The following is a 26,076-nucleotide window of genomic DNA, read 5'->3' as shown; positions in this document are numbered from 1 at the left end:
CGCAACGGCGTCAGTCGGGCATTCTTATGAATGTTCATTCGCGGCGATCCTTCCGACTCGAGGTGTGATAGCTCCAGTCTCCTAAATCCGCTTTGAATGGACAACCTCCCGAAAGCTCACATCTAGAGCCTGCGCGCTCCGAGTACGCCAAGTGGCGGAAACGCGAAGCTTTCATCTCGCGCAGCGTTGGAGCCGGTTGCGGCAATGGTATCTGCATCACGTGCCCGGGTCTGGTCCGAGCGATGAGTGCGGCCGGAAGTGGTTGTAATCGTCGGCCCAGCAATGGCGCTTCGGGCATAATCGCAGCCGAGGAACAGGCTTTGGTTGACCATCTCGTCCCGCATCCGGCCGTTGAAGCTCTCGACATTAGCGTTTTGCATCGGCTTCCCGGCGTGATGCCGTGCGACTCGACACTATGATCCTTCGACCTGGCAAGGATGGCATTCGAGGTGAATTCCGTGCCGTTGTCGGAGACGATCATCCCCGATTTGCCGCGCCGTTCGATGAGGACCGACAGTTCGCGAGCGACGCGACGACGCAAGATCGAGGTGCACGGGATCGCCGCCAGGCATTCGCGGGTCACGTCTTCGACGAAGTTGAGCACGCGAAACCGCCTTCCGCAAGCGAACTGGTCGTGAACGAGATTCAGCGAGCTTCGGGCATTGGCCTTCGCTTCGACCAGGATCGGGCCACGCGTGCCGACAGCGTGCCGCCCCGGCTTTTCTGCTTGCGAACGGAAAGTCCTTCTTCGCGATAGAGCCCGTAGATGCGGTCGACCCCAACGTCGCTCCCCCCCCCGCCGAAGCCGCCGGTCGCCGGTCGCCGGTCGCCGGTCGCCGGTCGCCGGTCGCCGAAACGCCATCGCTCATTGGCGAGGTCGCGCAATAGGGCGACTTCTTTATGATGTGGGCGCACCTGCCCGACCAACGCTTCGATCTTTTGTCGCGCGTCATGCATGACCATGCACTCATCGGCGGCTCTAAACTGCGTGATGTCGTAGAGACAGTTCGGTTCTGCGACACCCAAACGATCGAGCTGCGCGAGCGCGCCGACCGTCCGGCGCGGCAGGCAACGTTGTGCCTGCGCTTCGGCCAGGCGACGATCAGGCAACCGCAAAACCTGCGCGAAGAAGGGCTGCCCGACGGGGTTAGGCTCAGTTGGGTCGAGGTCGTCGAACCGGACGCACCCGACGGTGTCGAGCCCTTGCATTGGCTGCTCTTGACCACCCATGCGCTCTCCAGTGCGACTGACGCCTGGCAGATCGTCGCTTGGTACAAGCAGCGCTGGATGATCGAGCAGTTCTTCCGGGTGATGAAGACGCAGGGCTTCAAGATCGAGGACAGCCAATTGCAGTTAGCGCCGCGGCTGGAAAAGCTCGTCGCCATCGCCGCCAAGGCCGCGGCAATCGTCCTCCAACTCGTGCAGGACCGCAGTGGCGGCGATCCTCACCCGGCAAGCCTGGCAGTCAGTCCCCACGAGATCAACACGCTCGCCGCCCTCGAAAGCCGCTTCAAGGGCAAGACCAAGCTGCAATCCAATCCCCATCCCAAAGCTTCGCTCGCCTGGGCCGCTTGGATCATCGCCAAACTCGGCGGCTGGAACGGCTATGCCTCCTCCAAGCCGTCTGGACCCATCACCTTCTTCAACGGACTCAAATACTGTGCCGATGGCTGGGCCTTGCGAGATAGGTATATGCCTCAGTCGTTCGGTGGAGAAATGTTCCACTGGATCATTTGCTTTTGGTCACGAACAAAATCCAGCGACCAGCGGGCAGAGCCTTCGCGTTGGCCAGGATCGGTGCGCGCGTGCCTGCAAGTTCGCTTACGGAAGGGGGTTTCGCGTGCTCAACATCGTCGATGACGCGACGCGAGAATGCCTCGCGGCGATCCCCGGACACCTCGATCTCCGGTCGTCGCCTCGCTCGAAACTCGCAATGATCTCTCCGACAACGGCACCAAACTCACCTCGAATGCCATTCTTGCCTGGTCAAAAGACCATAGGGTCGAGTGGCTCATTGCGTCACCTCGCCCAAGATAGCGGTTGATGAATTCTCCCAGTGTTGTGGAAGTGCCGCCGCGAATCAGCCCCGTAGATTCCGGGGCTGCGGATGGCAGCAGGTACTTGTTCCTATTGCGTCCTATCCATGCGGCGCCATCGCCCACTCGCGATTAGCCGGCACAGCCGGCCGCCTTGCGATTTGCCGCGCCGGTGCCAATGAATTGATGAAAGGCGGCTGCCATTTCGTGCGAAGACTTCGCTCCTGGTCTTGTTCGTGCGCGACCTTGGGCGCGTTCGTATTGAGATCACGGTCTACTGTTCCCCTAAGAGGCGTCATTTGGCTCGGGAGCCAGACGGTAACCGGCACAATGCCTGCGACAAGCCGCCTTTGAAAGTTGGTGTTTTCCAAGGGGTTAGCTTGGTGGTCAGCTGACCACAACCGAAATCCTCAACGGCAGGAATAACGATCAGCCGCACTTACCCAGCCCTCAAACCGCCTTGCCCGTTGGCCTTCAACAACGCCATTATCATCGGGCCAAGCGAGAATTCACCGCGCTCACTTCGGCGCGTTAGATCCCGCAGATAGCCTCCAGGAGAGTTGATGAAGTTAGCCCTTTCCAGGATGCACGCAATTGCCACCGCAGCATTCTCCGGTCCTAGCGCCTCGCAGGCATCCTGGTAGGCGGAAGGGCTTACCCCCAGCATAGATCGAACCACCACAGCGGCAGACATCAGATCTCGCCAGCTCCCCACGCCGCGCGGTGCATAGTCGCTGATCATCGGGCACGCCTTGAGCACCAATCCCAAGGGGAACGCCCTTTGCGATTCATTCTTCGGCTGATGGCTCAAGCTCGCCTTTGCCCCCAGCTCCTTTTCGGAGCGTGGTTCAGATTCATTTACGGATTCGGGTTTTGAATTCTGTATGTGCTGCTCGATATGAGCAGCATTGGTGCTAATTTTTTCAGCATTCTCGAGGTTTTCCAAACGATTAAGCACTTCCTCACGGAGCATCTCCATTTCATTGAGAACGCTAGTGACCCCTTCAAGGGTCGGAACGCGCGGAATTCTGCTCGCGAGCGCAATGTAGATGTCCTCGGTCGTCTTCCAATCGCCGTCGGCGCCCTCGACCATTGCAGCAGTAATAAGTTTGCGAACATCCCGCCGGCAAATTGTAAGGCTCTCTTTGGCTTTCCTGAGCGAGGCTCTCTCGGCCGCCACTCTTTGCGCCAACATCGCCAACTCTTCCGATCGCGCCAGGAGGGGCGACAGGTCGAAGCCAAAAGCATTCTCGATCTGGCCATCGTCGCCCTTGCGGGCGAAGCGCTTGCCATTGGCGCTATCCTTACGGGCGATCAACCCCGACTCCACCAGAATGGCAATATGCCGCCGCAACGTTGCGCCCGCCATTGCATGCGCCCGAAGCGCCAGTTGGGCATTCGAGGGGAAGACAATCAATTGTGCATCCTGACGCAACTCATTGTCAGGATAAAAACTCAAAAGTGCGTCAAGAACAGCCAGACTGTTCGACTGGATCTTGAGCAGTTCCATCGCGGCGGAAGCGTCTCTCAACACTTTCCACTTATCGGCAGCTTTTCCATGCTTGATTTCCATTGCCGCCTGGCGCCGCACGAGCGCAAGCGTCATTGGCCGCCGCCCGAACGGCGTCGCTACATTCCCCGACTGCATTGTCTCTCACCTTTCAGCAGGCAAAGGAAATTCGCTCACCAAAACGGCGCCAAAGACTCTTGACGAGGATTCGAGGAAATGCGATTCTGTTCTTGCTACAGAGACAGAAGGGCTTCCACGACGGCGACGTTGAGGGAGCTCTTTTCTTTTGCGGGTTACACTCCCTGTTTCCGTTGATGCTTTGCGCGATGCTCCTGGTAAAGCGCCGGCAAATGCTCGAGTACGAAAGCCGCGAAATCCGGCGTGGCTTTCCTGTCAATGGTAATTTCTAGCTTGCTCTTGCTCTGCGTGACCTGCGCAAGCCTGTCGCCATCGGGGGTCGACAGGACGTCTGGCAACCCGCGCGCAGTCCGACGCGGTTTCAGATGGTCGATCACTGCCTTGAACCGTTCCGACGACGGCAGCGCCTGCACCTCCTCCGAGGCAGCATATTTCGCAGCGCCTGCCGGAGGCGATGCTTTCTCAACCAGCTCTGCCAATTGCTGCCAACTTGGGCGTCCAACGCCTGGAGCGGCGCCGATGGCATCGATCAATTCAGAGGGGAGGGCGTCAACAAGCAGGAGCATCTTCGACAAGTTGCTTTTATCGATTGACATAGCCGCGATGACGATTTCTCGTGGAAACTGCTTGTTTAGCTTGTGTGCGAAACGTGCCTTTTCGATGAAGGTGAGGTCTTCGCGCTCATTGTTTTCCTGACCCTGTGCGACAACCAACTGCTCGTCCGTCAAGTCTCGAACAACCGCCTTGACCGGCAGTCCTAGCTCCGAAACGGCGCGCAGCCGGCGATGTCCAAAGGCAACTTGGTAGTGCGCGGGTTTAACGGGATGAGGTCTCACAAGGATTGGGACCTGCTGTCCTTGCTCGCGGATGGATGCAAGAAGTCCTTCGATATCACCTTGCATGCGATCCTGAACGAAGGACGGCTCGATTGACGACGCGTTCAGTTCAACCACGGCCTGACCTTCGGCGAGACGCCGCTCGATCTCCTCGGCACGACCAAGACGATCATTTTGCTCGCGCAACGCGTTACCGATGTTTGCAGTCAGCTTCGTCGCTGGATCTCGTTCTTTTCTGGTCACGCCGAGAAGCGGCATGGAGCGAGTCTTTGCCGCTCTGTGTTCAGCAGCTGATGAGCTGTCGGGCGCGTCCGTGGTGACGTCAAGGAGGTGCTTCCGACTCATGTGGTTCTACCCCATGCTTTTTTGATTAGAGTTTCGATCTCGTCGTTGACGGCGTTCATCGCCTCTAAGGCCCGATCATAGGTCGAGCGCGTGAACTGTCCGCGCTCAACCTCAAAGAGGGTTTGATTCGTCAGGCCAGCGTCCGAAACGGCGGTCGTCTTGAGCATCGGAAAATTGAGGACATTTTCGCCAAAGATCGAACGCAGATAGCCCACCATCTGGTTCTGCGGGCCATCGCTCGGTTCAAAACGAGTGACGAGGTAGCGCATCCAATTGAACTTGAACTGGGCGCCTGCGTTCTCGATTTCCCGAAGGAGATTCGAGGTCATCGCCAGAAACTGGTTCATCGACATTACATCCAACATCTGGGGATGGACGGTGACGAGGATCGAGGTTGCGGCGGTCAGAGCTGAAAGCGTGAGATAGCCAAGTTGGGGAGGGCAATCGATAACGACGACATCGTAGTTGTCCGCGATGTCTTCGATGACCTGACTGATCCGACCGTAAAAAAGCGTGTCACCTTCCTTCCGGTTCATAAGCGCGCGCGGGGTATCGTGCTCAAACTCCATCAGTTCAAGATTGCCAGGAATTAGATGAAGATCCGGGATGTACGTTCCTCGGACAACCTGCTCGATTGGGACCTGCTCGTCATCATACCGGATGGCGCCATAGAGTGTTTCGTTCGGACCAACGTCAGTTTCTGGCTGACTGCCGAAGAGTGCGGAAAGGCTTGCTTGGGGATCAAGATCAATCGCGAGAACCCGGTAGCCACGCATTGCCAGGTACTGTGCCAGATGCGCGGCTGTCGTCGTCTTGCCCGAGCCGCCTTTGAAATTCATCACCGAGACGACTTGAAGCTGCTCCCCCGTGCGACGATGGGGCAGGTAGCGCCGGTTCCCGCGGCCAATCAGGTCCAGGTGCTTACGGATTGAATGAATATCTTCGATCGTGAACGTGCGTCGACCGCCAGGGCTCATACTAACGTGCAGTTCAGGCATTTCCGAAGCAGTTTGTCTAAGATAAGACTCACCGATGCCAAGCAATTTTGAGGCTTCTGACGGTGCAAAGGATCGAATGCCCTTTTCGGACGTCGGCGGGAAGACCTTGAGATGATGTGCTTGAAGTTGGCTGGAGAGAGCGTCAGCATGACGCTCCATCAATGCGGTCAACCCTTCGACGACCGGCGCTGGTTTTGCTGCGGTTTTCGCCATCTCAAAATCCATTTCCTGCAAGTGGCGGAACTTTTCGCGAAACCGCTAAAGTTCCGCCACTAGCTATTAGAGCCGATTCTGCATTTTGAGCAAGGGGTTTTAGGTTAACGAAAGGCTAACGTGGATAAACCCGGAACGTAGAGTAAATGGATTTTTCCGTTTATATCCTGCAGCTTAGCAAGACCGCGGTACCGATTGGTCATGGTGTGTTTTATTGTGAATCCTACAAATGTGCCCCGGCGATTTAGACGAAAAGCAGAAGACCTCGGCAAAGTCGGTGATCCCCTTGCCGCGACTCACTCGCACAAAACCGTAAGCATTCGACAACGGACGCCCGATTCCAATTCGTGCAGAGTTCCCGGCGCCTAACGGCGGCGGAGAAATTCATGCAGGTATTCGCGATCTCGACACCAAAAATTTACTACGAAGCGTAGCTGCTTCAGGACGATCATAGGCTACGTGCGAGGATCTTTTCCACTCGCACTTGGGATGTAGAAGTAGTCGACGAGTGCGAGGCAGATGGGGTTGACGCTCTCGCCCCGACTGCCATCCTGGATGTCACCGCGGCTGGACCACTTGCAGGATGTGCACGCGATTTGTCTGCGATGGGACCGACCATGCTGGTAGACGTATTTCCGTCTCTGCTCCCGAAGGGTCGCCTGAACGCCAATCCCCTGATGGTCTAGAGTTCTCGCTTTTGCGTCGACACCTCGAAGAGTGGAGGGGAGGGGAGGGGAGATGGTTCCGTTCACGAGGCAACGCTGACCTTGTTCGCCGGCATCGTAGAATGGTGCCTGGGAGGTGGTCTCAGCGAAGTCGTTGCGGTAACGGATATCAGGTTCGAGCGAACTCTTGCTAGCGTCGAATGGCCTCTCCCGCGCTTGGGGCAGCCAGAGAAGATCGTTGCCACCACCGCCATCGCAGGCACGCGTCCAGCAAACGCTGAGACCTTTCTGATGTTGCGGCCGCCCAACTACCGATCTAGTTGCCGTCATCCTTCTCGGTGCGACTCGGATTGTTGGTCTGTTCGGTTCGAACCGGTGCGCCACGAAGGATGAAGCTTTGGACGATGTGGCGATAGGCTCTTAGGAGGGTTCGCGCGGGCAGATGAGGGAAGGCGACATGGCATCTTCGCAGAGATGAGGATGGCATCGAAGAACGGGCTGGTAAACCGCGGCTCGTGTTTGAGGCTGGTGGCATTGACGCGGCCCAAGCGCTCCACTCTACCTTCAATAGTTTCGTCGCTCCTTGCGCAAGGGAACACTTCTGCCGCTTGAAACGTCCTTTGCCGTTTGCGCCGACGATATCTCCGAGAAGCTTGTCAAGACCCAGGACATAAGCAAGCCCGCCAGCAAGGCACGTGATTTCATCAGCTTTCTGACTGCCGCCTGTGGTTGTTGGCTAGATTCTGGATGCAAGTAAGTGTACATATTAGGATAGTCGGTGTGTCGGGGAGCGAGAGGTCTCGTATGGAGGTTCGTGGACTCGTAATTACTTGCCCCCGCAAGGTTGAAGAATGGACATTGTCGGTTCCACTCGCCGTATCGTCCGAAGTCGGTGTGCGGATAGAGTTGTGTGGACTCTGCACACCGGAGCAACGCGTTTATCGGGGCGCCAAGCCGACTTACCCCTATTGGGGCGGGCACGAGTTGTCAGGCACGATCGTGTCTCTGCCGGACGATGTACCGGATGGCCTGCGCGTAGGAGACCGCGTTGCGGTGCTTTTAATGCGCAGATGCGGCCAATGTCGTGCCTGCCGCCTCGGACTGGACAACCACTGTGCATATTTAAATCCTAAAGCGAGAGGAGGGGTGCCGCAGGGGCCGGGGGGATTGGCCAATTTTGTGGGCGTACCCGCCTATCAGGTTTTTTCCGTACCTTCCTTTTTGGCTCCCGAGCGTGCCGCGTTAGTTGAACCTGTCGCCTGCGTGGCACGCGGCATAAATAGGGCGCGTGCAAAGGCTGGAGACACTGTGGCCGTCATCGGCGGAGGCACGATGGGCCTTCTCCATTCGATACTTCTGACAACCAAAGGATGCGACGTTTACCTTTTCGATGACGACGTGGCAACGCATGGGCCTGTGATGTCGACCGGCGCCCATGCAACGGGGTCAGTTCATTCTCTGTCTGATCCGAAACTCGTCGAGAAATTAACGGATGGCTGGGGCTTCGACTGCATCTTTTGCACGCGCTTCGGTGTCAGAGGCATTCAGGGGGCCATAGCTGCGGCGTCACGCGGTGCCAGGATTGTACTCTACCAATCGATTCCGACGTCCGATTTGTTATCGGTAGGCCCTAACTTTCTGCATTACCGGGAAATTGAACTGATCGGCACCATAGCCCAAAGCGCGGACGACGTGAGAAATGCCATCCGAACCATCGTTGAACACGCCGCACGCTTCGACGTGCTGCAGGTCAATCTTTGGCCCTCGTCAAACGCCCAAGAGGCATTCGAGCAGGCGCTCGATCCACGTGTTAATCGCGTGATGCTAGATTTCAGGTAATGCTTCTCAGCGTGCCTGCAGCGCGCCTGCAATTTCGTTGCCGATCGAGACTACTTCGACACTGTCGGGGAAATTGTCGGTACGTCCGACGCTGTCGGTCACAACGATGCGGTCGATCTGAGACCGTCCCCAGTTTTCGTTCAGCGACGGCGTGAATATGGCATGGGCTGCGGCAAGGGTTATCTTGCGAGCGCCTGCCGCTTTGAGATGTGCGGCGGCTGAAAAAGCCGTCTGACCACTGTTGATTTCGTCGTCAATCAGGATGATCGTCCGGCCAGCAACGTCCCCCAGAATCTCGACGCTCTCCCGAAAGTCATCATCGTCTCTGCGGTGCTTGCGCATGACAGCGAATGGGCAGCCGAGCAGGGCCGCCAAGTGCTCAGCTCGCTTCGCTCCGCCGAAATCCGGTGAAACGACCATGTCGCCATCGACGGCCGCAGAACCGAGATGGCGAACTAGGGCGGGAGCGAACTGAAGATTGACGACAGGACAGGCAAATGCGGCGCACAGCTGAGGAACATGGAGTTCGAAAGTTATCAGCCGATCTATACCGAGAGTTTCGATAATCCCCGCAAGGATTCGCACCGGTACAGGTCCGCCGTCGAAGGCAGGGCGATCCGAACGCGAATATGGGAGGTAGGGAAGAACAGCGGTAATCGTGCGGGGACCCCGCGCCCGCACGGCACCAAGCGCTAGGAACAACTCGAAAAGACGATCATGAACGCTGTCAGGAAATGTTTGCACGACCACCACATTTCCGCCAAGCCCGCCGTCGCGCGGAGTGACAGCCATCTGGCCATTGCTGAACACCTGCGTGTTTAGGATCGTTATTCCTGACCGCGTGAGGGCCCGATGGACTGTTGACGCAAACTTTGCAGAGGTTTCGGTTGCTGCGATACGAAGGTCGTTCGCCGCAGGATCTGTACGATATGGTGACTCGGGCGCCATATTTACGCCAGCTCAAGATCGTTAACAGTGGGAATAGACAGCAGTTTGGGCAACACGTCGCCCCAATCATGTTGAAGTGGTACCTCGGTTTGATCAGGTCGAATGAGCTCTAGGAACTCGGACGGTATGTCTATCCCACAGATGCGCTTCATCTGCGTCAGGACGAAATATAACGCCGGCCTCATCTCGTATTTGTAACCTATCGCAGCGACCTCCGCCCAGCTAATATTCGCCATTTCTTTGTGTAGAACCGCATGAAGATCGCCGAACATCAATAGTCGAAGCGAATTATAAAGGAAGGCCTCGTGATAAAGCCTGGCCGAAAGGAACCAGACGGCGCCAGTCGCGGATTGGACCTGCAATATGCGGCCTAGACCGTTTGCAAGACGCACGCCTGACCATATGTCTTCGACATCGATGCCGACGGAGAGATTTACATGCATATCAATGAAGATGGGCATGTGCAGCTTCTTCGCGGAATCGATGTATCCCTTTACGTGGCGGTAGCGCAGCTGGCGTGGCACCGCGGGACCAGGGAACGGAGATTCAACGGATTCTATCCTTACAAACACCGGCAAGGAATAACTTTCGCGGAAGGTTTCGTCATCGAGTTCCTTTCGTTCCGGATGCCAGTTGCCATTTGAAGGGTCGAAAATACCGTGCCGGTAGCCGAGATCGAACATGAGCCGCTGCACGCGCTGCGCGTCAGCGGGCTTGACCATGATGTCGAGATCGGTCATCGGCCGTAGGAGTGGATCGGGATAGTGGAGAAGCGCGAGATCTGGTCCCTTCACCAGGAACCAGGCGATGCCGGCCCGATCCAGCGCATCCATGATTTCTGGCAGATTGCGAAATTCGAGTGCGGACCTGACCTTTGACATGACAGTCCAGCACTGAACGTAATGCGCCGCCTCAGTAGGCAATAGTGTCAACAAATCGAGGCGGCGCAAGTGATTCTCAAGCAGCGGCACCGTCCGATTATGCTCGGCGCGCCATACCACATAGGGCCAGTTGACAGGCTCCTTGCAGAGACGGACCAAACGCTCTTCATCCTCGGGTCGTAGGTAGGCCCGGCAGGTGATCAGCAAAATAGAGTCTTCTGGTGACAACCGAAGCATCGCGGAGACTCCTGCGGCTGCGTGATTTATTTCGAACTTTCCGGGCTGCCGAATTCGGCTAGTGTCTGCCTCAGGTCGGCGAACTGTTGTTCGAAGGAAGCGAAACTCTGGTCGACGTTTTGTCCAAGCAACTGTTCAAGGCTGAGCGTTTCTTCAGCGCGTTCCTCTTGTCCAGACATAAGCTTGTAAACCGAACTTACCGGCAGCAATCGCGACAAGAGTTCACCACCGCGGCCCGTCTGGGCGCTGTCCCGAATTTGCCGGATGCAACTTTCGGCAAGCAATCCGTCAATCACGATTACCAGCTTGCCATCCTCTTCGTCAACGGCGTAGCCAAACAGTCGGGAACTAGCCATTGCCGCTACCTCTGAACCTTCTTGAGGTCTTCCACTTCACTGCGTATCTGCAGCAATTGTGCCTGAGCCGAGAGAAGTTTGGCGAATGCGGCGGTAACCGCCTTTGCCGATTGTGTGTCGGAACCAGTCATCCTAACCGGTCCTCGCCCAATGCGGCGTCCTACAAGACCTGAATCGGCGGCGCGCGGCCAATTGGCTTTGCCAAATTTCTTCGAGGCGGTTATATCAACGTAGTAGTCTTGTAGTTCGCCGTTAGCAGCGAGTGAGCCGGATTTCGACCGTTGCGATCTGCGTGACACCTTTAGCGATTGCTCTAATTTTACAAGGCCAGCCGTCAATTGCTGAGCTTGGTCATCCAAACCCGCCTGCAGCCGGGCGAGTCCTTCCGCGAGACGAGAAATCACCTGGGCTTGCTGGGCGGCTGCTTTGTTGCCGGATCGTATCGCGTTGTTCGCAAGTGTGTGCGCCACACCCGCCGCACCTCGGAAAGCTCTGCTCATCCTCAATCCTCCACGTTATTTTTGTTGACCTGGTTAAATTACGTCGTCGACACAGCAATTATTACGTCGCGCCTCCTGCGTTAGTGAGTGTGTTGCGCAGCAGCCGCGATTTCCTCCGAGAAGTTATAGACAGGAGCTTCGGCGGCGGGCCGACGCTCTTTCGCTATAACTCCGCGGCGGTAGGTGGAATCTTTCGTCGGGTCCACCAGGGCGTACTCCGGAAAACCTCCGTTATTGTAAAGTTCCTGGCACAGCGGATAGGGCGCGTCCTTTTCACCATAGTGCGACCAGCTACTCATCTTGCAGACGCCGCGACAGACTGGATAAAACACGCAGTTGCCGCAGACGCCCTTAACCTCGCCACTCACCACCTCGCGTAGCTCATGGAAGAACGGGCTGTTGCGCCAGATTTCCATCAAGGGCATTTCGAAGGCATTGCCGGCGATCATTTCCGGATCATCGTAGGAGGCACTGCACATCGAAACTTGTCCGTTCGACAGTATGCCCAGTACGTTGTCGCCCCAACCGCAAGTATGCACGCCGTTCAGATACTTGAGAGGCATCAGAGCCGGCGGCAGAGTCATGTATGCAGCGCCACTCTCAAAATGGGGAGATTTCAAAAGATCGCCTATCAGTAGCTTGCATTCCTCCAAGCTTATCGCATTGTCCTCATGGCTGCGCGCGTTGCCCATCGGATGTATGTTGAGCAGCGTCCGATGCTTCTTGATGCCCCAGCCGAGCACCAAATCTATAATCGAAATCACCTTGTCATAGTTGTTGCGATAGGCAGTCGTCGTTACCACCGTAGAGATGTCAGTTTTTCCAAGCCGCTGCAGGACAATCGCAGTCTTGGCGAACGCACCCGATTTTGCTCTGAAAGCGTCGTGCGCCTCTGGGTCGAAATGGTCGAGGCTGATGAAGACCGTCAAATTGGGGAGCCTACTTAGCTGCTCGATCGTGAACTCGTCAAAGAGGGTTCCATTCGTCTCGAAAACCAGCTCCTTCAGCCCACAGGATGCGAGATATTCCATGACTGCCATGAATTCCTTGTGAACCATCGGTTCACCCCCGGAAACCTTAACCTTGCGCAGCCCATTGGGTAGTGCTTGCTCGATCAGTCCTTGGATCGCCTCCAGGTTGAAATCAATGCCCTTGGCCTTGGGCCCGACGCCTGCGATATAACAGTGGTGGCATCCCAAATTGCACTTGCGGGTTAGAAACAGATAGATCGTTTTAATTTCGTTTTCCGAGACGACTCGTTTCGAAAGTTCACTTGTGACGAGGGCCTGTAGCGTCTGACTGGCTACATGCACGTCCTGCGGTGTCGAAAGCCAATCAGGGGTATTCATGCGCTTGCCTCCTTACGTCTATGTTGCTGCGCTAGCACGTCATCGCACTGATCACTGGTGCGTCGTCCAATTGACGCCTGCCTTTCAAAACTTCGATTTCGAGTATGAATGCGTATCCGGCGATCTCTCCGCCTTGGGACTTGACAAAATTCCCAGTCGCCCGAGCAGTGCCACCCGTCGCTAGAAGGTCATCAGCAATCAGGCATCGCAGGCCGTCACCGATGAGGCCGGCAGTTACCTCCAGGGTTCCGGAGCAGTATTCACAGCTGTATTCAAATGAGAGGACGTCCCCCGGCAGTTTACCGGGTTTCCTTACCATGATGAAACCGCAACCGAGCCTATCAGCCAATGAGGCGCCCAAGATGAAACCACGCGCATCAACCGCCAAAATGGCATCGATTTCTGTTCCCGACACTTGGCTTGCGACGGTAGAAACGACTTCGCCCAATGCACCTCTACCAGCCAGCATAGGCGCTATATCCTTGAACAAGATCCCGCCTATCGGAAAGTTAGGAAATTCTCGTAATGCTTCTACACCGGATTGGTTAATCCGTGACGCCCCGCTATTTGGAACAGCTACAATCATTTTACTATCCCCCACATGTAACCATCTAAGAGCCTCGTAAGGTGCGATGGCCTCGCGCACTTTGTGGCCAGCCACCAGATGAGGCCCTGGCAAGCTTATCTGCGGCGGCCGCCGCCGCGCCTACCACGTTCCTCCGGGCCGGCACGGGTCCGCTCTCTGACCAGATCACGCCGGAATTCGCCAGCGCCGCGAACAGATGAAACATCAGTCGGCCGCATAATGTTGTCTCCTCGAAAGCGGCTCCGATCATGATTCGTCCAGCCCTGATCTTAGTGCCGAGTCAACTTTACGTCGCTTTGGGGTTCGTCAGGACCTTGTCAAAAGCATCCTTGACCGGCTTTGAGATTTCCTCCACCGCCCTGCTTGAGAGCTCCCGGACTTCCTTGGCGTGCTGCAAACTTGTCTCAACGCGCTTGCGGAAAAAGGTCGACTGCTGTTCGAGGATCTGCGACGGCGAATTCGCGCCCAGCAAAGCTTGCAAATGTGAGAAGCCGGCCTCGGCGTCGGCTTGCAGTGCAGCGATCGTCTTCCACCACAATTCGTTGCCGAATAGACTTGTCGTTTCGAGGATCGGAGGCAGCATTTTCTGTGTCGCTTCAGCGCCGGACGCAAATTTCAAAAGAGCCTCTGTCACCTGCTTGTTCCCCTTTTCAACGGATGCGCCGAACTGATCTGGCACCTTGAGCGGCGATGACCCCGGGTTTTCGATCGTTTCAAAGGATCTTTCGGAAATCTTGGTCATTGCATTTTCCTTCTCTTTGAGTTGGTTGCAAGCTGTGACATCGGGATTGACCCCTTCCGCCGGCGGACTATGCATGGCCGCTTTGGTAGAACGCGGATCCGATGACGAACGGTCAGGTGGCCTCCGTTCCGTTCGTTTCATGAACCGGCATCATGCAGACTGCTTTCTGCCGCTTGTAACCAGGGATCAGCAAACACCATGCCAACTGCTCCGACGCGCCAAGAAGATGATTTTCGTTTATCGATGGGCGGGTTGAGGGCAGGTTGATGTGTATTTGGCGGAGAGACCGGCGAACAAAACGTTCCAGTCACGACAAATCTGACAAAAGTGGCGAATGCCCGACATTTGCGAGAAATGTCGACGGTTGCGCTGGGGACAAGGGAATTCACGTGGACTTCAAATCGCGCCAAGGATCATGTGCCTGTTCGTGGCTAAGGGGCGTTACTCGACTTCTCGTGAACGTCCCTGGCGGTCTTATCAACCCTTGTCCTGGTTCCTGCTTTGCACCACCTTCCGCTTGGAGCCATGAAGAGGGTCGTTGTTTCGATAATTTGAGGATGGGCTGCTTGGCGATTTGTTCGTAGCCCAGCTCGGGTCCATACGTCTCGGTACGGTTCGCCTGCCTATCCTGTTCACGGCACTTTCGAACCTAAGACCGAACGTCATCAGAGCGATCGCTGTGATGCGCAACATATTTCATTTGGTACGACGTTTGCTGGTGATCGGTGACGCTGGTTGACCATAGGCTCTGATGCCGATCTCGTCGGACAAGGACGCAATTGAAGTCAACTACGGAGGTTTTCGGGACCTGACACGATGATTGGTTCGGTGCATGCGGAACGCTTGGCGGCACGAGGATGACACCGAAAAGTACGTGGGGTCAAATCAATGGAGTGAAAAATGAAAAAGTATGTTTGCGAATTCTTCGGGACCTTCACACTTGTCTTCCTCGGCTGCGGCACATTGCTTTATATGCGTCAAGAGGTGGGCCTGTTGGGTGTCGCTTTAGCCTTCGGGACGACCGTGGTTGCAATGGCCTACACGATTGGCCCAGTCTCGGGCGCGCATCTCAATCCGGCGGTCAGCCTGGGTTTCCTCGTGTCGCGCCGATTGAGAGTGTGGGACTTTCTCGCGTATGTCTCCGCCCAATGTGCAGGAGCTATCGCGGCGGCAGGCACGCTCTACCTTATCGCTATGAACAAGGTCGGCGGTTACGATATCACCCTAGAAGGTTTCGCCCAAACCGGCTGGGTAGTCTACGGATGGAGAGCTGCGTTCCTATTCGAGTTTATCGCCACGTTCCTGTTCGTAACTGTATTCCTCAAATGCACGGCTGGACGCGGCGCTGTTGCACGATTGGCGATTGGACTTGCCTTAGTTGCGATCCACCTTGGCGGTATCACCGTTTCGGGTTCTTCTGTGAATCCAGCACGATCGATCGGCCCAGCACTTTTCGCAGGAGGGGCGGCACTCTCTCAACTCTGGCTTTATATATGTGCGCCAATGCTCGGCGCTATTGCGGCCGGCCTTCTTCAGCTCAGGGGGATCGTCGCGTCAAGCGAGCCGCAAAGTCTGCGCCAATTTGAATCGCGCGAAATGACCAGCGACATATCCAGCCCGGTTTCATTCTTTCGCCACCGAAGGAGAGGTATCCCAAAAAGGGAAAGCCACTGATCGAGGAGGGGGTCTCGACCTTGACAGGGGAGCGCATCCCCAGACACTGGCCGTTGCATCCCGCATATCTTGACGCTTACTGCGATCTTCCTACGGATTGGGACCACGGTCGTCTCTGACGTATCGACAAACGTCGCATACGGATCGACAATGGCAGCCCAACGTCCAGCTATCATTGGCGGCGATCCAAAACGGCGGCGATCGCGGCCAAAGCCTCGTGTATCGCGATACTCACCGACCTTCCGCTCAAGGTTGTCAAGGGTCCGCGATACTCATCCATACCGCAGATGCGTGTCATTAGGAGCATGAATTTTACAATGGTGAGGCTGCCATATAGGACACGTTGGGCGGCGGATCTAATGGAGCAAATCTCCAGCGTCTGGGGGGTTGCGCTGGGGTGCCGATCCACACCCAAGCGCCGGTAGGTGATAGACGATACCCACAGCGGCTAGGAGCCATTGAATCGGCAATATGTTCTTTTGATACGGTGTCGCGCAAGTTTGGCATGGAGAATCATATGCAATCGCAACAATAGCCGAGTGCAGAGTCAAGCAGCGCTACTTGCATACGCGCAAATGTCCGTTAGAAGATTTCGACGACGTGGCAGCCCAAGCAGTTGCGCGGCAGCGAGTTTAGGCGGGGCGTACGTTGCGGCGAAAAACAGCCAATGGACACGCCGAAAACGGCTACTGGGCCTAAGTCGCCACGGTCGCCCTGTGAACTTGGAACCCAGGCAAATTGTATGACCGTTGGCCGTCGTTCAGCATGCCGAAGTCGGAGCGCTGATCGGAAGCTGGATTAGCCTGCATGATGAACGAGAGGTTGGAAAATGCCGCTTTCAAAGGCTCCCGTAGGCATCGTGAGATGTTGAGAATGCGAGCAAGAATTGTAGGTGGAAAGACAGTGCCTGAGGCGCCAGAGGCCGACGATCGCGATCTAGCTTTAGACTTCGCCAAAGGAATACTCATTGTCTTGGTGATTTTCGGTCACCTGATACAATATATCTTTTACGAGGGTGATGGCTTCTGGGATTCGGCATGCTTCAAATCGATCTACATGTTTCACATGCCTCTCTTTATGGCGATAAGCGGATATCTCTCTAGATCAGGGCTACTAGGCAAATCGTTCAGGCAAGCCATCGCTGATCGCGCGCTGCAGCTCCTGGTGCCGACGCTGTTCTGGTGCACCCTTTTGGAGGCAGTCAAATTGCTCATGTTTCCCCGGCCGCCGGACGCACCTGGCAACCTGTTGCAATTCATGCACGATTTCGTCGGCACATACTGGTTCATCTGGGCTGCGTTTGCTTCTTTTCTTTTGGTCAAACTTATTTCGATCTTCAACTCCGGGTCGGCACGCTCTTTGCTTGTCTCATCCATACTGGTCGCAGTTGCCCCCGTGACGTTTTCTATATTCCCTCTCATAAAGTACACCTATCCCTTTTTCTGCATGGGATTTTCATTTGCGCAGTCGAGAGATTGGTGGACGAGCATAATGCGGTATCATAAGCCACTCCTGATGATGTCCGCCTCTATCGCGGCTAGCTTGTGCTTCATGGCGTGGCGCGAGGACACCTATGTCTACAACAATCTCGCCTTAATCCAGGATCTGCAGTCGGCAAAAGATATCCTTCTGATGTTTTTTGGCTCGACAGTGGCCTCTGCAGTGATGATCGAGATTCTGCTTCAATCCTGGAAAATTGGACGCTCGAACCGGGTGGTTCGCTTTATCGCCGTGGAAGTGGGGCAGAGCACGCTCGTGTTGTACCTGGTGCAGGCTACGGTATTCCGTCTCATGGATTTGATACAATACGGAGAACAATGGGCTCCCACAATGAGGTCTGGCGCGGCGGGAATTCTCGGGACGATGATCATTGCCGTAGCACTAGCAGTTCGCTGGAGCGTGCGCGACATTCCCTATCTGTCCCAGCTCATGCTTGGAACGCCACCCCGCCTCGTTCGTTTGCCGAGCAATCCTGCGAATAACTAGCGGTGTTCAATTCTCAACCTAAACTTCGTCAGCAAGCAAGCATGCCAAGGCACGCGTTAAGGGGCCCATTTTTAAAGGATCCTTTTGCACGAAGATCGGCTGAGGTCCGACTGATGTGCCAATCACGTATCGAGAATCCGCAAACCCCTCGCGCCCAATGCTCCGCGACGACGCGGGCGCTTGACCCCCAGGGTATCGACTCCACCCTCTTTGAGGTTGCCAAAGATTCGGTTTGCTTCGCACTTGTTTGGGGTCCGCTTGCCGCCAGGTCCCGTTGTCCCTGCTAAAATCGCGAGCGTTCGCTAAGGTACCAGAAACGCTTTTCCGGCCTGTGCTAAGCAATGACCGGAAACAGCGAGTATCGCCTCAGCGGTCACACCGAGGCAGCACTGCTCCATGACGGCCGCTGCCACAGTCATCCTCTTGCCGGCGCCGACGGTACCGGCCAGCTAGGTCGTGCCGGCAGCATGATCCCCCGGGTGCCGTGTTCTGGTGCGGATAGAGAGTGAACGCGGCCGACGCACGCCGGCAACTTAAGATACACGCCGCCGAGGCGCCCAGGGGCTGGTTGTTGAAACGGTCCTAAAACCTTGCGGCCGGTCGATCCGGTGGGCATCGGACCAGGACCCGGCCCTGAAGGGCCATCTGATCTTCGTGAGCTTCCCCTTTGCCGGCTACGTCTAACAGCCGTTCACTGTGGAAATTCAGAGCGTTGTTGAGCTGTCGCCGGCGTCGCGGGGGCCTATGCCGCTTTCCATTTGCCCGCGGCATTCCCCCAAATGACGGCGCTAACTGTCGAGGAAGGGAGCTCCAGCCAGTGATGCATGCGGGTCTCGGAGTCCATCACTGGGAGGCGCTGTGATCGCCAAGCAAAGAAGATCGACCGGCTGCACCTCGGCAAGCGGCCGGACATTGCGCCCAATCCGCGAATTGAGAGCGGAGCGGCTTCGGCGGGTGTCATTTGTTGCTGACGTGGCCGGAGAATAGGCTTCCGCCGCTGCACCGGGATGCCATTTCTTCGATCCCCACCGCGTCTTGTCCGGTTCACGACAACGTTGTCCTCGATCAATTCTTCATGGGCTAGCTAAGAAGCTGGAAACAATACAGATGCCGTGTTCCGAACCTCAGCGGAGGAGACTGGCATGAGTCTTGAACTCCCAGAACTACGCGGCGGGCAATCGCCTGGTGGAACGTGTGGCGTCCGGTCGAAGTCGATTTGAACCTTGAAGGGAAAATACATGGCAGGTCTGCATCAGTTCGCACGGAAAAGGGGGGATCGGCAAGTACACGGCCTCTCAAGATACTCTCACTGTCCTTGTCGACCTCGAAAAGCTGATTCCACCCCCCGCCTGATCCTCAATTCGAAAGCCCGAGACACGGTTTTACACCTGGCGGCGAATAGGTTGGTTGAGGGTGGAGTTCGCGGCGAAACCTACCGCCACTGGACTATCGCGACGGGAATCTCGCTTGTGAAGCGCTTTTCGTCAAGCCCGCCAGCGTTGCCCGCCGCTTGCCGTTGTTGTTGCGGCCGCCCCGTTTCGAGGGGCCATGTCATTCGTCCGGGCCAAGTTGCGTCGCCACAGGTCCCATCTGCCGCACCATTTTAAGGGATGGTGTTACCGGAAGCGGGTGTGGCCCTTAGTCAAACCGCATCCAACACTCAGGAGGATTTTAACTGATGTCAAACGTCACCCCTGTCCCCAACAATGCTCGATTAGATGAGAAAGATGCTCTCGCCACGCCTTTCATTAAGTGCCTCTTGCGTCTGATGCGTGCTCAAGACACCTTTGAATTGTGGCAAGAGAAATCGGACACCGATTTGCTCTGTGATTTCATCGTGACGAGGCAGCAGCGTAGGGCGATTCCTCTCATCGGGGGACCTGACCTAGAGGTGCAGTGGCGGCTTGAGATCTTCTATGCCGCCGTAGCACTTGCTATAGAGGAGCAGTCCGGACTGATGGCGTCACCGGTGTTGACTGTGAACCATGAGGGATTCGGTCGGATATTACTCACGGCGGGGCGGCTCGTAGTACTCTCGAAGACGCTCCGCGACGTACATCGATTTGGCTTCGACAACCTCCAAAAGCTCGCCGAGGCGGGAACTGGCCTGGTCGATAATGGCTTAACAACAATTAAGACCTATTCAGATGTAGCGCGCGTTTAAGTGCGGTTGAAACGGCTCATATAGGGCGGAATTCTTCGCTAATCTGCCCAGCAATCAAGCAATCCGGGGGTGTGCCCTAGCGTTCTTGGCGCGGGGGGGGGCGACATGGAGGAACCTGCATGACAGTGCGTTCACTACTCACTACGGCTCCTCTTTGGCTCCGGCGTATCTCACAAGCACTGATCAAGCGACGTGTATTGGCTGCGCCCCTTGTTTTCTGGTCTGCCAGTGTTCGGCAGGAAGGTAGGTGGTTGGCCTTCAAATGACCTGCCACTGAATTTTCATCCGGCGGCGATTAGAGCCTCGGCGGTCTTGAACCGCTCCCAAACGTTGGACCACCGGATGCTAGAGTTTTCCGGCTTCATTCAGGGAGGCGGGCTGGTTGCGCCTCCCGAATTCACCAACGAGATCGGCACCTTGTTGCCGATCGCACCATGAGGTCTTTCCTCATTGTAGTATCTACGCCAATCCTCCATCTTTTCGCGGGCATCCGCAAGGGTCAGGAACCAATGCTGGTTCAGGCATTCTGCACGGAAGCGGCCATTGAACGCTTCGATGAAAGCATTATCAGTCGGCTTGCCGGGGCGTGAGAAGTCCAACGTCACACCCTTGGAATAGGCCCGCAGGTCCAAGTCGCGCGACACGAACTCGGTCCCTTGGTCGACACGGATCGTTTTCGGATAGCCGGCTTTTTGGCACACCCGTTCAAGGGTTTGCACAACGTCTTCGCCTCTATAGCTATGACGTGGATCAAGCACCGGCACGTAGCGCGAGAAGGTGTCGACCACCGTCAGCACGCGCAGTTTCTTACCCGTTGCGAGTTGGTCGTGAACGAAGTCCATCGCCCACGTTCCGATCACCGCCGCTTCAAGTTCACAGCCGACAATGTTGCCATGCTGCTTAACCGTGACGTTCACAACCGTTTTCAATCCTCGAGCCGACAGGGCCTACACGGATCACGACCTTGGCGCCCGCCATAATCGAGCGTAAGGGCCATCAGTTCTCACTAGGTCAGCGTGCTTTCCCTCCTCAATGACCCGCCCCTTGTCCAGGACCACAATATTGTCCGCCCCACGAACGGTGCTCAACCGATGAGTGATGACTATGATGGTCTTCCCAGCGCGAGACAGATCCTCAACAACCCGCAGCACAAATTCTTCGGCTGCCGAGTCCAGAGAGGAGGTCGCTTCGTCAAGGATTAGAACGTCGGGATCCCGGTACAGGGCCCGAGCCAATGCGAGGCGCTGCTTCTCACCTCCGGAGAGGCGAACCCCGTTCTCGCCCAGATGGGCCTGGAACCGCCCGGGCCAGCGCTCGATGCACTCCCGCAGTCCTATTCGATCACAGATGCGTACGATCTTATCGAACTCCGGTTCGAACTCGCCCAGGGCGATGTTCTCGATCACGGAACCGGAGAAGACGTCTATCGATTGCGGTACTGCAGCCATGACCTTGTGCAGTGATGCGCTCGAGAAATCCTGGAGGGCATATTGGCCGATCCGAATGCATCCATCCTCAAGCTGGTAGACATTCTGCAGCAGAGCCGCAAGGGTGCTTTTGCCCGAGCCGCTCTCACCCACGACGGCCGTCAACTCTCCTTGGCGAAAGGAGACGCTTAGATCGCTGAAAACCTCCGCCTGCGCGCCATAGCGGAATGTGACGTTCTCCAGGCGAATATCTCCGAGATCGGTCTTCGTAGCATCGATGCCGCTGCTGCTTGCCGACTCCAGTTCAAAGATCTCGAAAAGTCTATCCGCCGCGATAAACGCGTCTTGAACGATCCGGTTGGTCTGGATCAGGCGGGCGACCGGCCGGGTGATATAGCCAAGCAACGTATAGCAGGACAGCAATTCGCCGGGCGTGACGGCCTGTTCGAGCGCAAGCGTGGTTCCAAACCACATCAGCACGATGGTGAACAGGACCGACAGCAACGTCGAGGCGTTGTCGCCGCAGATTGAGATCAGCCCGGAGCTGTAGACGGAATGCAGCATCTTTACGAAGCGGGTCTCCATTTTGAAGTTTGCGAAGCTCTCGACGCCGGAAGTCTTAATGGTGGAGACAGCTCCGAGTGATTCTACCAGTTGCGCCTCGAGTTTGGCGTCATTTTCCATGATGACTCGTTGGAGATTTCGATTCATCCGATTGATGGCCCAATATACCAGGATGTACATTGGAATGGCGAGCGCCACGATCAAAGCAATATTCCAGGAATAGATGAACATCATTCCGAACGAGAACAGTATCATTAAAATGTCAACAAACATGTTTATCGAAACGTCGTTCAGGAAGCTCCTGATTTTCACAGCGTCGTTCATGCGCGACACGATTTCTCCCATGCGCATGCTATCGAAGAACTTCTGGGGCAGGGCCAGGATGTGATTGTAATAGCCGAGGATCAAGCATACGTCGATCTTCTGCCCCGTCTGCAGGACGAGTCGGCCTCTTAGGAGGTTGATCAGGATCTGTATCGCTAGGATCAGCAGCATTGCGATGCTCATCAAGTTGAGCAGGTTGCGGTTTCCCGCTGGGATCACGTGATCAACGATCTTCTGAACGTAGATCGCCGTCGAGAGACTGAGGACGGTCGTCACAAGAGCGCCGACGAGAGCCTGCGCCATCACCGTGCGGTGTGGCGCGAGTAGGCGGGCGAATCGGGCGAGGGGCGACGTGGTCTCGTCTCGACGATTGAATGTGTCTGCCGGAACCAGCAAAACCAGAACGCCGGTCCATTGCTCCATGAATTCCTGATGCGGCACTTTGCAGATTTCGCCCAAGGCCGGGTCCATGACGATGACCCACTTGGCGTCGATCGCATGGACCACTACGAAATGGTGCAGGTCCTCCTTGACGACGTGCGCGATAGCGGGCTTGGGGATCTTGTACAGGCTGTCGAAGCCACCTTTGACGCCTTTCGCGATGAAGCCCAGCTTCTGCGCCGCTTCCGTGAGCCCCAGCACACTCGTACCGGAGCGGTCGGTCGACGCATACTGGCGGATGCGCGCCAATGGCAACTTGTAGCCATAGAAGGCTGCGACAGATGCGAGGCTGGCGGCGCCGCAATCCGTGATGTCACGCTGTTTGAACTTAATGGCCTTACTCGACATGGAGGCTCGCTGGCTGTTGGGACAATATTAGCGCCCCGCCAGCATCGGGTTGAGCCAATCGTCTGCCTCGTCGTAGAGCAGTTGCAGGAGAGTGCGATTGGCCAACAGAAAGCGAGCCCGCACGGTCATGCCTTTCTTCAGGTGGCCGATGGCCCCGCTTTTCAGCGCGAGTTCGCTGCGAGAGAGCGCGCACTGGACCTTGAAGACCGGGTTCCCGTCATGCAGAGTGAAGTCCTGCGCCACCTCGACCACCCTTGCTTTGATGACACCCCATTGGTTGTAGTTAAAGGCATCCACTTGGAGCCGCACCGGCTGACCAGGCTGCACAAAGCCAATGTCGTTGGGGGAGACGTAGATTTCCGCCACCAGATCGTCGTTCGGCGAGATCCAACCAACGGTTTGCCCGCTCTGCACGTAGCTTCCGTGCGCGAGGCCGGAGAACTGCTCGAGAGCACCCGATACTGGGGCGCGGATGCGGTGCAGGTCCCGTTCGTGCTCGAGCTGATGCAAGGTGGCCGTGAGTTCCTTTAAGCGCAGGTTAGCATCAAGGAGCTTCTGGTTCCAATCAGCGGTTTTGCGTCGCACGAGGATCTCGCCTTGGACCTCGATATTTTGGAGAGCGAAAGCCTTCTCGTCAACGGTCTTCGCCGGCGCCGCAGCAGCCGAGACAAGTCGCTTTGCGCGGTCGAGTTCCGCCGCGGCGTTACTGCGCGCATTTTGGTTCTCGCGCAGCAAGTTGAGAAAATGCACCCTTTCAGCCGTCGCGGATTCGGTTTGGAGGGGGGGCGAGACGCTGAGCCTTGCGCCGGAAGAAATCAGCGTTTGGAAGTCATGGGCAAGATCGCTCTTGGCATGAATGTCGGCTAAAACCCCGCTGAGCTTTTCCTCGATTACATGATCGTCAAAGGCGATTATTTCCTTCCCCTTAGCAACGACATCGTTCTCAAAGGCAAGGACACGGGAGATGCGTCCGGAGACGGGCGCTATCAGGGGCGTCTTCTCCACGATCGGGCGAATAGTACCGACACTCTGCATGGAGACCGGTATGGTAACGAGTGGCAGTGAGCCAAATGCCGCGGCGACGAAGAGCAAGATCGCCCTATAAATGCTCAAGGATCGTCCTGATCGTCGCGCCAGTATGCTTTCTGCGGTGCAGCTGGCCGTTTCAGCAGAAAGGGGAACTGCTAGTCTGTAGTCACTAGGAGCCATCGAGAGCCAGCTCGCTTATCAACCAAACAAGTGTCCGTAACGTCGCAAAAACAAGTAAACCCAAAAATACCAACCTCCGGAGGTTTCAGCTGCTTCTTGAGGGGTTAATTCGGTTACACGATAGGCTGCCATGTTGTTCATCATTGGTGTCTCCGTTCAGAGCTGGATTGAGAAGATGCCAAGGCCCCCGTTGGGAGCTCCTAGCGGCGCGCAACAAAAAGGTTCAAGATTCGTGCCAATGCAGAAGGAGCGAAAAGCATCAGAAAACTGTTCTGTATGTTATTCAATGGCTGCCCTAGAGCGCCGAGACGTGCCAAACCGCACATCACGCTGTCGCAAGCACGACAAACCGAGTAGGGTTCTGAATGAACGTCCTGAACAGGATCGACAGCTCCAAAGTTCGGTGGCGACGGTACAGTTGAGACTCGGCGCTCAGTAAGCGCGCCCCCATCCGCGTAGCCCCCATCGAGTTTGCCGTCGATTTTTGTTGCTGCTGATTCACTCTGAAACCTGGTGAATTGTTAGTGGCCCTCCGCACGATAGTGGGCGCGGATGCGCCGCTTGGTGCCGCGGGCCTTGTCCCTATTGGCAGATGCTATGGCCGGATGTGTCAAGTAAAAGATCCACCGGATGCGAAAAGAAACACGAGACCTATTGGACAATGCTTGGGCGGGTCCCGACGCTATGGCGATCTCAGACCTGCACTTGTTCCGGCCCAGGCTGTGGCCGACAGCGATCGTCTCGCGGGGCCGTTGCGACAGGAGGATAGCTGGCAAATCTCAAGCTCACCTCGACATCCGGTTACGCGAGCTTGGCCGCGCCAGCTCGGGCTGTTACGATTCCGGGCGGCTCGATTGCGAAGGCGACGTCCAGACGTGGATGCTGCGACTGGCTTCTGCGAAGCATTCAGTCATCTGCGTACAGGAGCGCCCTGCGATGAACGTCATCCTCGCAGAAGAGACTAGCTTTGGCCTGCGCATGATGGCCGATGCCACAGACACCCACACCTTGTGGGTGTTAATCCGTGTTCGACAGTGGCATGTCGAGAGCGAAGCCTACGACCGGGCGCTAGCCAGGGTGGTCGAGGCGCAGGCGGGGTTACCGATCCATGGGCACTCCGGCTTCGAGCGACGGCCTATTATTTGCCGCCACAGCGCAAGGCGACGCCCTGGTAAACGTGAAATACGGCAGGATGCTAGGCCTTCAGGCCTACAGCCAGGTCTCGGATCGATACGGGTCGATCCGTCTGTCGTCCTCGTCGATCAGACGCTTGAGCCATTCCAGCGCCGCGATGGCGGACCCGATGTGCTGCATTATTCCGGAATTCGAGCAGGCTCAGCAGCCTCGGCAACATGCGTGGATAATGAAATGCCGTAGGAGGAACGTGGCACCGCCTGGGCTCGCTGCTTAGGAACCGCCAGTCTTGTATTTGCGGACCAGAGCCGAAAGTATCGCCTGTTCGGCAATTTCGGCACCGCTCCGTCGAGGGCCTTGATCGCGGACCCGGCGATGCGAGCCAAAAGGCGCTCCTCGCTGGCCCCTTTTCAATTTCTTGGCGATCGAGGCGACGACCCTACGTTCCCATTCGCCACCATCTTGTGCACTTTGATCTGAACCCTTCAAACTGGACCAGTTTTGGTTAGAGTTTTCCGGTGCATTTTCCTGGCTGGGAAAGGGACCAGAAGACGATGAAAGCGTCGCAGTTTTCGGACGCTCAGAAGGCGTTCATTCTGAAGCAAGGTGATGAAGGCGTGTCGGTT

The 26,076-nt window shown here is 56.4% G+C and carries 19 protein-coding genes and 4 pseudogenes; 8 read left to right on the top strand and 15 right to left on the bottom strand.

All coding sequences use genetic code 11. The features are described 5' to 3' along the window. Positions 1–122 precede the first annotated feature (122 nt). Positions 123–885, bottom strand: a pseudogene (locus K6N12_RS32890) (integrase core domain-containing protein); the annotation flags it as partial. A gap of 15 nt (positions 886–900) precedes the next feature. Here K6N12_RS32890 and K6N12_RS32885 point away from each other — a divergent pair. Together K6N12_RS32885 and K6N12_RS32880 are read left to right on the top strand one after the other, a co-directional pair. Continuing rightward, positions 901–1,860 carry an IS4 family transposase gene (locus K6N12_RS32885; protein ID WP_004672732.1) on the top strand — a complete coding sequence of 320 codons (960 nt, stop codon included), beginning with the start codon at positions 901–903 and terminating at the stop codon, positions 1,858–1,860. After that, a pseudogene (locus K6N12_RS32880) lies at positions 1,814–2,025 on the top strand (IS3 family transposase); the annotation flags it as partial. The gene K6N12_RS32885 and the pseudogene K6N12_RS32880, both read left to right, overlap by 47 nt. Before the next feature lie 450 nt (positions 2,026–2,475). Here K6N12_RS32880 and repC read toward each other — a convergent pair. From repC to repA, 3 genes are all read right to left on the bottom strand, one after another. Further along, complete coding sequence (gene repC, locus K6N12_RS32875) at positions 2,476–3,684, bottom strand: plasmid replication protein RepC (RefSeq protein ID WP_004672730.1); 1,209 nt, start codon at positions 3,682–3,684, stop codon at positions 2,476–2,478. A gap of 155 nt (positions 3,685–3,839) precedes the next feature. Beyond that, positions 3,840–4,865: a plasmid partitioning protein RepB gene (repB, locus tag K6N12_RS32870; RefSeq protein WP_004672729.1), complete on the bottom strand. Its 1,026-nt coding sequence runs from the start codon at positions 4,863–4,865 to the stop codon at positions 3,840–3,842. Beyond that, on the bottom strand, positions 4,862–6,076 hold the full coding sequence (gene repA / locus K6N12_RS32865; protein ID WP_004672726.1) for a plasmid partitioning protein RepA: 1,215 nt from the start codon (positions 6,074–6,076) through the stop codon (positions 4,862–4,864). Before repA ends, repB begins: the two co-directional genes overlap by 4 nt. A 434-nt stretch (positions 6,077–6,510) precedes the next feature. On the opposite strand from repA, the pseudogene K6N12_RS32860 reads away from it, so the two are divergent. Both K6N12_RS32860 and K6N12_RS34725 read left to right on the top strand, forming a co-directional pair. Further along, positions 6,511–7,134: pseudogene (locus tag K6N12_RS32860) on the top strand (acyl-homoserine-lactone synthase). 354 nt (positions 7,135–7,488) lie between these two features. Further along, positions 7,489–8,580, top strand: coding sequence for a zinc-dependent alcohol dehydrogenase (locus K6N12_RS34725; protein WP_312863367.1), 1,092 nt, complete (start codon positions 7,489–7,491; stop codon positions 8,578–8,580). Positions 8,581–8,586: 6 nt separating this feature from the next. Here K6N12_RS34725 and prs read toward each other — a convergent pair whose 3' ends face one another. The 7 genes from prs to K6N12_RS32820 all read right to left on the bottom strand — a co-directional run bounded on the left by prs (position 8,587) and on the right by K6N12_RS32820 (position 14,179). Next, positions 8,587–9,528, bottom strand: a complete 942-nt coding sequence (gene prs, locus K6N12_RS32850; protein WP_011053499.1) for a ribose-phosphate diphosphokinase — start codon at positions 9,526–9,528, stop codon at positions 8,587–8,589. Between the two features lie 2 nt (positions 9,529–9,530). After that, a complete protein-coding gene (locus tag K6N12_RS32845) occupies positions 9,531–10,646 on the bottom strand; it encodes a nucleotidyltransferase family protein (protein WP_004672715.1) in 1,116 nt (371 codons plus the stop codon). A gap of 26 nt (positions 10,647–10,672) precedes the next feature. Continuing rightward, a complete protein-coding gene (locus K6N12_RS32840; protein WP_004672714.1) occupies positions 10,673–11,002 on the bottom strand; it encodes a hypothetical protein in 330 nt (109 codons plus the stop codon). Between the two features lie 5 nt (positions 11,003–11,007). Beyond that, positions 11,008–11,502 carry a hypothetical protein gene (locus tag K6N12_RS32835; protein ID WP_004672713.1) on the bottom strand — a complete coding sequence of 165 codons (495 nt, stop codon included), beginning with the start codon at positions 11,500–11,502 and terminating at the stop codon, positions 11,008–11,010. A gap of 80 nt (positions 11,503–11,582) precedes the next feature. After that, positions 11,583–12,851 (bottom strand): radical SAM/SPASM domain-containing protein, encoded by a 1,269-nt coding sequence (locus K6N12_RS32830; protein ID WP_004672712.1) that lies wholly within the window; start codon positions 12,849–12,851, stop codon positions 11,583–11,585. A 31-nt stretch (positions 12,852–12,882) separates the two neighbouring features. After that, on the bottom strand, positions 12,883–13,437 hold the full coding sequence (locus K6N12_RS32825) for an adenine phosphoribosyltransferase (protein WP_004672710.1): 555 nt from the start codon (positions 13,435–13,437) through the stop codon (positions 12,883–12,885). A 286-nt stretch (positions 13,438–13,723) separates the two neighbouring features. Further along, positions 13,724–14,179: a phasin gene (locus K6N12_RS32820; RefSeq protein WP_018247122.1), complete on the bottom strand. Its 456-nt coding sequence runs from the start codon at positions 14,177–14,179 to the stop codon at positions 13,724–13,726. 900 nt (positions 14,180–15,079) lie between these two features. Here K6N12_RS32820 and K6N12_RS32815 point away from each other — a divergent pair. The 3 genes from K6N12_RS32815 (at position 15,080) to K6N12_RS32805 (ending at position 20,003) form a co-directional block, all read left to right on the top strand. Continuing rightward, positions 15,080–15,853 carry an aquaporin gene (locus K6N12_RS32815; protein ID WP_004677031.1) on the top strand — a complete coding sequence of 258 codons (774 nt, stop codon included), beginning with the start codon at positions 15,080–15,082 and terminating at the stop codon, positions 15,851–15,853. Between the two features lie 873 nt (positions 15,854–16,726). Next, complete coding sequence (gene nolL / locus K6N12_RS32810) at positions 16,727–17,839, top strand: nodulation factor fucose acetyltransferase NolL (RefSeq protein WP_312038663.1); 1,113 nt, start codon at positions 16,727–16,729, stop codon at positions 17,837–17,839. Between the two features lie 1,678 nt (positions 17,840–19,517). Continuing rightward, positions 19,518–20,003: a NifX-associated nitrogen fixation protein gene (locus K6N12_RS32805; protein WP_004677039.1), complete on the top strand. Its 486-nt coding sequence runs from the start codon at positions 19,518–19,520 to the stop codon at positions 20,001–20,003. A 365-nt stretch (positions 20,004–20,368) separates the two neighbouring features. Here the strand turns inward: K6N12_RS32805 and K6N12_RS32800 are convergent. The 4 genes and pseudogenes from K6N12_RS32800 to K6N12_RS34720 form a co-directional block, all read right to left on the bottom strand. Next, positions 20,369–20,851 (bottom strand): annotated as a pseudogene (locus K6N12_RS32800) (IS3-like element ISRel21 family transposase); the annotation flags it as partial. Positions 20,852–20,959: 108 nt separating this feature from the next. Next, positions 20,960–23,107: a peptidase domain-containing ABC transporter gene (locus K6N12_RS32795; RefSeq protein WP_004676279.1), complete on the bottom strand. Its 2,148-nt coding sequence runs from the start codon at positions 23,105–23,107 to the stop codon at positions 20,960–20,962. Between the two features lie 27 nt (positions 23,108–23,134). Further along, a complete protein-coding gene (locus tag K6N12_RS32790; RefSeq protein ID WP_008533948.1) occupies positions 23,135–24,220 on the bottom strand; it encodes an HlyD family secretion protein in 1,086 nt (361 codons plus the stop codon). 114 nt (positions 24,221–24,334) lie between these two features. Next, on the bottom strand, positions 24,335–24,460 hold the full coding sequence (locus tag K6N12_RS34720; protein ID WP_004676277.1) for a hypothetical protein: 126 nt from the start codon (positions 24,458–24,460) through the stop codon (positions 24,335–24,337). A gap of 792 nt (positions 24,461–25,252) precedes the next feature. On the opposite strand from K6N12_RS34720, the gene K6N12_RS35125 reads away from it, so the two are divergent. Beyond that, positions 25,253–25,693 (top strand): Tn3 family transposase, encoded by a 441-nt coding sequence (locus K6N12_RS35125; RefSeq protein ID WP_004676276.1) that lies wholly within the window; start codon positions 25,253–25,255, stop codon positions 25,691–25,693. The last annotated feature ends 383 nt before the right edge of the window (positions 25,694–26,076 follow it).

It is taken from the genome of Rhizobium redzepovicii (assembly GCF_019793435.1).
GTDB lineage: Bacteria > Pseudomonadota > Alphaproteobacteria > Rhizobiales > Rhizobiaceae > Rhizobium > Rhizobium redzepovicii.
The sequence above is the reverse complement of the archived record's forward strand: the minus strand, read 5'-3'. Positions and strand labels throughout refer to the sequence as shown.

Coding starts and splice junctions, on each gene's coding strand:
- K6N12_RS32885 (WP_004672732.1), top strand. CDS start 901: ATGATGTGGGCGCACCTGCCCGACCAACGCTTCGATCTTTTGTCGCGC.
- repC (WP_004672730.1), bottom strand. CDS start 3,684: ATGCAGTCGGGGAATGTAGCGACGCCGTTCGGGCGGCGGCCAATGACG.
- repB (WP_004672729.1), bottom strand. CDS start 4,865: ATGAGTCGGAAGCACCTCCTTGACGTCACCACGGACGCGCCCGACAGC.
- repA (WP_004672726.1), bottom strand. CDS start 6,076: ATGGCGAAAACCGCAGCAAAACCAGCGCCGGTCGTCGAAGGGTTGACC.
- K6N12_RS34725 (WP_312863367.1), top strand. CDS start 7,489: ATGCAAGTAAGTGTACATATTAGGATAGTCGGTGTGTCGGGGAGCGAG.
- prs (WP_011053499.1), bottom strand. CDS start 9,528: ATGGCGCCCGAGTCACCATATCGTACAGATCCTGCGGCGAACGACCTT.
- K6N12_RS32845 (WP_004672715.1), bottom strand. CDS start 10,646: ATGCTTCGGTTGTCACCAGAAGACTCTATTTTGCTGATCACCTGCCGG.
- K6N12_RS32840 (WP_004672714.1), bottom strand. CDS start 11,002: ATGGCTAGTTCCCGACTGTTTGGCTACGCCGTTGACGAAGAGGATGGC.
- K6N12_RS32835 (WP_004672713.1), bottom strand. CDS start 11,502: ATGAGCAGAGCTTTCCGAGGTGCGGCGGGTGTGGCGCACACACTTGCG.
- K6N12_RS32830 (WP_004672712.1), bottom strand. CDS start 12,851: ATGAATACCCCTGATTGGCTTTCGACACCGCAGGACGTGCATGTAGCC.
- K6N12_RS32825 (WP_004672710.1), bottom strand. CDS start 13,437: ATGATTGTAGCTGTTCCAAATAGCGGGGCGTCACGGATTAACCAATCC.
- K6N12_RS32820 (WP_018247122.1), bottom strand. CDS start 14,179: ATGACCAAGATTTCCGAAAGATCCTTTGAAACGATCGAAAACCCGGGG.
- K6N12_RS32815 (WP_004677031.1), top strand. CDS start 15,080: ATGAAAAAGTATGTTTGCGAATTCTTCGGGACCTTCACACTTGTCTTC.
- nolL (WP_312038663.1), top strand. CDS start 16,727: ATGCGAGCAAGAATTGTAGGTGGAAAGACAGTGCCTGAGGCGCCAGAG.
- K6N12_RS32805 (WP_004677039.1), top strand. CDS start 19,518: ATGTCAAACGTCACCCCTGTCCCCAACAATGCTCGATTAGATGAGAAA.
- K6N12_RS32795 (WP_004676279.1), bottom strand. CDS start 23,107: ATGTCGAGTAAGGCCATTAAGTTCAAACAGCGTGACATCACGGATTGC.
- K6N12_RS34720 (WP_004676277.1), bottom strand. CDS start 24,460: ATGATGAACAACATGGCAGCCTATCGTGTAACCGAATTAACCCCTCAA.
- K6N12_RS35125 (WP_004676276.1), top strand. CDS start 25,253: ATGAACGTCATCCTCGCAGAAGAGACTAGCTTTGGCCTGCGCATGATG.